The sequence below is a fragment of the Pseudonocardia pini genome (assembly GCF_013870575.1).
Classification (GTDB): domain Bacteria; phylum Actinomycetota; class Actinomycetes; order Mycobacteriales; family Pseudonocardiaceae; genus Pseudonocardia; species Pseudonocardia pini.
Genome location: NZ_JACBXB010000439.1, coordinates 1 through 4,558, shown reverse-complemented (window position 1 = coordinate 4,558; position 4,558 = coordinate 1). Strand labels below are relative to the sequence as shown.

The 4,558-nt window shown below is 71.5% G+C and carries 5 protein-coding genes; 4 read left to right on the top strand and 1 reads right to left on the bottom strand.

Annotation, left to right across the window (positions count from 1 at the left end; genetic code table 11):
• The first annotated feature begins 31 nt into the window (after positions 1-31).
• Positions 32-760, top strand: a complete 729-nt coding sequence (locus H5J29_RS21710; RefSeq protein ID WP_312858348.1) for an SDR family NAD(P)-dependent oxidoreductase — start codon at positions 32-34, stop codon at positions 758-760.
• A 48-nt stretch (positions 761-808) separates the two neighbouring features.
• On the opposite strand, the gene H5J29_RS21705 is transcribed toward H5J29_RS21710, so the two are convergent.
• Positions 809-1,639 (bottom strand): alpha/beta hydrolase, encoded by an 831-nt coding sequence (locus H5J29_RS21705; RefSeq protein WP_312858347.1) that lies wholly within the window; start codon positions 1,637-1,639, stop codon positions 809-811.
• 95 nt (positions 1,640-1,734) lie between these two features.
• Here H5J29_RS21705 and H5J29_RS21700 point away from each other — a divergent pair, with 95 nt between their 5' ends.
• The 3 genes from H5J29_RS21700 to H5J29_RS21690 form a co-directional block, all read left to right on the top strand.
• Complete coding sequence (locus tag H5J29_RS21700) at positions 1,735-3,780, top strand: NAD(+) synthase (RefSeq protein WP_181782886.1); 2,046 nt, start codon at positions 1,735-1,737, stop codon at positions 3,778-3,780.
• A gap of 90 nt (positions 3,781-3,870) precedes the next feature.
• Positions 3,871-4,071: a hypothetical protein gene (locus H5J29_RS21695; RefSeq protein ID WP_181782885.1), complete on the top strand. Its 201-nt coding sequence runs from the start codon at positions 3,871-3,873 to the stop codon at positions 4,069-4,071.
• A gap of 89 nt (positions 4,072-4,160) precedes the next feature.
• Positions 4,161-4,558: MFS transporter (locus H5J29_RS21690; protein WP_181782884.1), on the top strand; the 398-nt coding region annotated here is incomplete at its 3' end.

Genomic DNA, 4,558 nt, shown 5'->3' with positions numbered 1-4,558 from the left:
GCCGACGAGGTACGTCGCGGTCGCCGCCGCGATCACCGAGTCCACCGGCAACGAGCTCGTCTCCGTCGCTCCGCTCGACCTCACCGACCAGGCGTCGATCCGGGCCTTCGTGTCCACCTGGGACGGCCCGCTGCACATGCTCGTGAACAACGCGGGGGTCATGGCGACGCCGCTGCGCCGCACCCCGCAGGGCTGGGAGCTGCAGTTCGCCACGAACCACCTGGGCCACTTCGCCCTGACGACCGGCCTGTACCGGGCCCTGTACGCCGCCGGGGACGCCCGCGTGGTGTCGGTGTCCTCCGGTGCGCACCTGCGCTCGCCGGTGGTGTTCGACGACGTCCACTTCCACGGCCGCGCCTACGACCCCTGGCTCGCCTACGGCCAGTCCAAGACCGCCAACGCCCTGTTCGCCGTGGAGGCGAACCGGCGCTGGGCGGGCGACGGGATCCACGTCAACGCGGTGATGCCCGGCGGGATCCGCACGGGCCTGCAGCGCCACCTCGACGCGGACGAGCTCTCCGCCCTGTCGGCCCGCGCCGTGGACATGGGCTGGAAGACGCCCGAGCAGGGTGCCGCCACCTCCGTGCTGCTGGCGGCGTCGCCGCTGGTCGAGGGCATCGGCGGGCGCTACTTCGAGGACTGCGCCGAGGCCCTGCCCGCCGCCCCGGGCACCTACGGCCGCGGCGTGGCCGCCTACGCACAGGACCCGGAAGCCGCCGAGCAGCTCTGGGACATCTCCACCGCGACCCTCCGCGCCTGACGGTGAGCGGCGTTGGTCGCTATGGCGACCATCGCCACTCGCGAGCGCTCAGAGACCGTGGCGGGACAAGAAGTCCAGGGTGAGGTCCGCGACGGTGCGCCAGCCCGCGTCGACCGGGAACGAGTGGCCCCGGTCCGGCAGCACGGCCCACTCCGTCACGCCGGGGCTCTTGGCCAGGATCTTGTAGGCCGCCGCGCTGGTGGCCTGCGGGACCGTCTGATCCTTCCCCGCCCCGACGACGAGGACCGGCCCCCGCTGCCGGTGCACGTCCACCGTGGCCTCGCTGTGCAGGGCGAAGTTCGCGAGCGCGGCCTGGAAGAGCGGCCGCATCGGCGAGGGGATCGCGTACGCGTCCCACAGCGCGTCGGCCTCGGCGCGGGGGACGGTGTTGGCGAACCCGGCGGCCCACGCGTCCTTGTCCAACACGAGGCTCCTGCTCCGCAGGCCCGGCTTGCTGAGGATCGGGAACGCCGTCTTGAGCTGCGCCGGGGGCAGGGCCAGGTTGCCCTTGAACTGGGCAGGCGAGAGCGCCACGCAGGCCCGCGCGCAGCCCTGGCCGATCAGCTTCTCGGCGATCAGGCCGCCGAAGGAGTGGCCGATCACGATGGGCTTCTCCGGCAGCTCGTCGATGAGCGCCGCGTAGTGGTCGGTGACGGCCGAGATCCCCAGGCCCGCGACCGCCTCGGGATCCGCGCGCGCCGCCTCTGCCGTCGCGGGCTCGCCGGGCCAGCCCGGGGCGACCGGCGCGTACCCCTTCTCGCCGAGCAGCTCGATCCACGGGTCCCAGCTCGAGGAGTGCAGCCACAGACCGTGGACGAGGACGACGGGCGTTCCGGGCACAAGGACCTCCACGACGATCGGCCTGGTCAGCGTATCCACGCTGTCGATCACCCGAACGCCGAGGAGCCCGCGCCGCCACGACCCGTGGGTGGAGCGACACGACGGGTACTGATCGCCTGTAGCAGGATGGCCGGGTGGAAGAGTTCTACTCGGCCTACCGGCACGGTTTCCTCCGCGTGGCCGCGGCCACGATCCGGACCAGCCTCGCCGACCCCGCCGCCAACGCGGCCGCCGTGCTCGAGAGCGCGCGCACCCTGCACGCGGACGGGGTCGGTCTCGTCGTGTTCCCCGAGCTCACCCTGACCGGGTACTCCCTCGAGGACGTCCTGATGCAGGACACCCTCCTCGACGCCGCCCTCGCCGGGCTCGACGTCGTGGTCGAGGGGTCTCGCGACCTGCTCCCGGTGCTGGTGGTGGGCCTGCCGATCCGCCACCGCCACCGCATCCACAACTGTGCCGCGATCGTCCACAGGGGTCGACTCCTCGGCGTCGCGCCGAAGTCCTACCTGCCGACCTACCGCGAGTTCTACGAGCGCCGCCAGGTCGCCCCGGGGGACGACGTGCGCGGCACGATCCGGCTGCGCGACTCGACGGGCCCGGTGGACGTGCCCTTCGGGCCGGACCTGCTGTTCACGGCGTCCGACGTGCCCGGCTTCATCCTGCACGCCGAGATCTGCGAGGACATGTGGGTGCCGATCCCGCCGTCCGCGGAGGCCTCGCTCGCAGGTGCGACGGTACTCGCGAACCTGTCCGGCAGCCCGATCACCGTCGGCCGCGCCGAGGACCGGAAGCTGTTGGCGCGCAGCGCCTCCTCGCGGTGCCTCGCCGCCTACGTCTACGCCGCGGCAGGTGAGGGCGAGTCGTCGACCGACCTGGCGTGGGACGGCCAGACCATGATCTGGGAGAACGGCGGCCTGCTGGCCGAGACCGAGCGGTTCCCGCGCGGGCCCCGCGCGTCGGTCGCCGACGTCGACCTCGACCTCCTGGCCGCCGAGCGGCTGCGGATGGGGACGTTCGACGACAACCGCCGCCACCACGCACCCGAGTTCCGCTGCGTCGAGTTCACCCTGGACCCGCCGCGCACGGACATCGGGCTCAAGCGCGAGATCGAGCGCTTCCCGTTCGTCCCCGCGGACGAGACGCGCCTGGAGCTGGACTGCTACGAGGCCTACAACATCCAGGTCAGCGGCCTGGAGCAGCGGCTGCGCGCGATCGGCCAGCCGAAGATCGTCATCGGTGTGTCCGGCGGGCTGGACTCCACGCACGCCCTGATCGTCGCGGCCCGGGCCATGGACCGGGAGGACCGGCCGCGCACCGACATCCTCGCGTTCACCCTCCCCGGCTTCGCCACCGGCGACCACACCAAGAACAACGCGTACCGGCTCGGCGAGGCCCTCGGCGTCACGTTCGAGGAGATCGACATCACCGAGACGGCTCGGCTGATGCTGAAGAACCTGGAGCACCCCTTCGCCGACGGGGAGCCGGTCTACGACGTCACGTTCGAGAACGTCCAGGCGGGCCTGCGCACGGACTACCTGTTCCGCGCGGCCAACCAGCGCAACGGGATCGTGCTCGGCACCGGCGACCTCTCCGAGCTCGCGCTGGGCTGGTCCACCTACGGCGTGGGCGACCAGATGTCGCACTACAACGTCAACGGCGGCGTCCCGAAGACGCTGATCCAGCACCTGATCCGCTGGGTCATCAGCTCGAAGCAGTTCTCGGACGAGGTCGGCGAGGTCCTGCAGTCCGTGCTGGACACCGAGATCACCCCGGAGCTGGTCCCCTCCGACGCGGGCGAGGTGCAGAGCTCGGAGGCGAAGGTCGGGCCGTACCCGTTGCAGGACTTCACCCTGTTCCACTACCTGCGCTGGGGCATGCGGCCCGCGAAGATCGCGTTCCTGGCGCACCACGCGTGGGGCGACGTCGAGCGGGGCGACTGGCCGATCGGCTTCCCCCCGGAGAAGCGCGGGATCTTCACGGTCGCGGACATCCGGAAGTGGTCCGAGGTGTTCGCGCAACGGTACTTCTCGTTCTCGCAGTTCAAGCGCAGTGCGCTGCCCAACGGGCCGAAGGTCTCCGCGGGCGGGTCCCTGTCGCCGCGCGGGGACTGGCGGGCGCCGTCGGACATGTCGGCGCGGATCTGGCTCGACGAGATCCGGCGGGAGATCCCGGAGTCTTAGTCAATCGTGATGATGACTGAGCCGGACGGCGTAACACTGCGCGCTCCGTGACGACTTCTCGGGCGAGATCATCCGTCCGAGGGAGGCGTCGTGCCCGACCGTCACACACAGTGGGGGGCGTCCGGCTGGGGCTGCAACGCCCGCGAGCCCTGGGCGGCACCGCTCTTCACCGGCGAGCCGACCGCGGCCCAGCGGGTCCCCGCGAGCGTCGCGACCCTGGTCGCCCTGGCCGTGGTGTTCGTGTTGCTGGCAGGCGCCGCCTACCTGTACGCAGCCCTGGCCCTCCTCTGACCTGCACGAACGGCACTCTCGCTCAGACCTACCGCGCGAAAGTGCCGTTCGGGCGATGAGTTCTCCGGGGCTGCCGGGTCCACCCCGACATGGAGACCACGCAGACCCCGCACCGGGCAGGACGTCGCGAGTGGACGGGACTCGCCGTCCTCGCGTTGGCCTGCCTGCTCTACGTCATGGACCTCACCGTGCTGCAGCTCGCGGTGCCCGCCCTGTCCGCCGACCTCGAACCGTCGAGCAGCCAGCTGCTGTGGATCATCGACGTCTACGGCTTCATGGTCGCGGGCGCCCTGGTCACGATGGGCACCCTCGGCGACCGGATCGGGCGACGAAGGCTGCTGCTGATCGGCGCGGTCGCCTTCGGCCTGACGAGCGTGCTCGCCGCCTTCTCCACCACGCCCGAGATGCTGATCGTCAGCCGGGCGCTGCTCGGGATCTCGGGCGCGACCATCGCCCCGTCGACCCTGTCGCTGATCTTCCACATGTT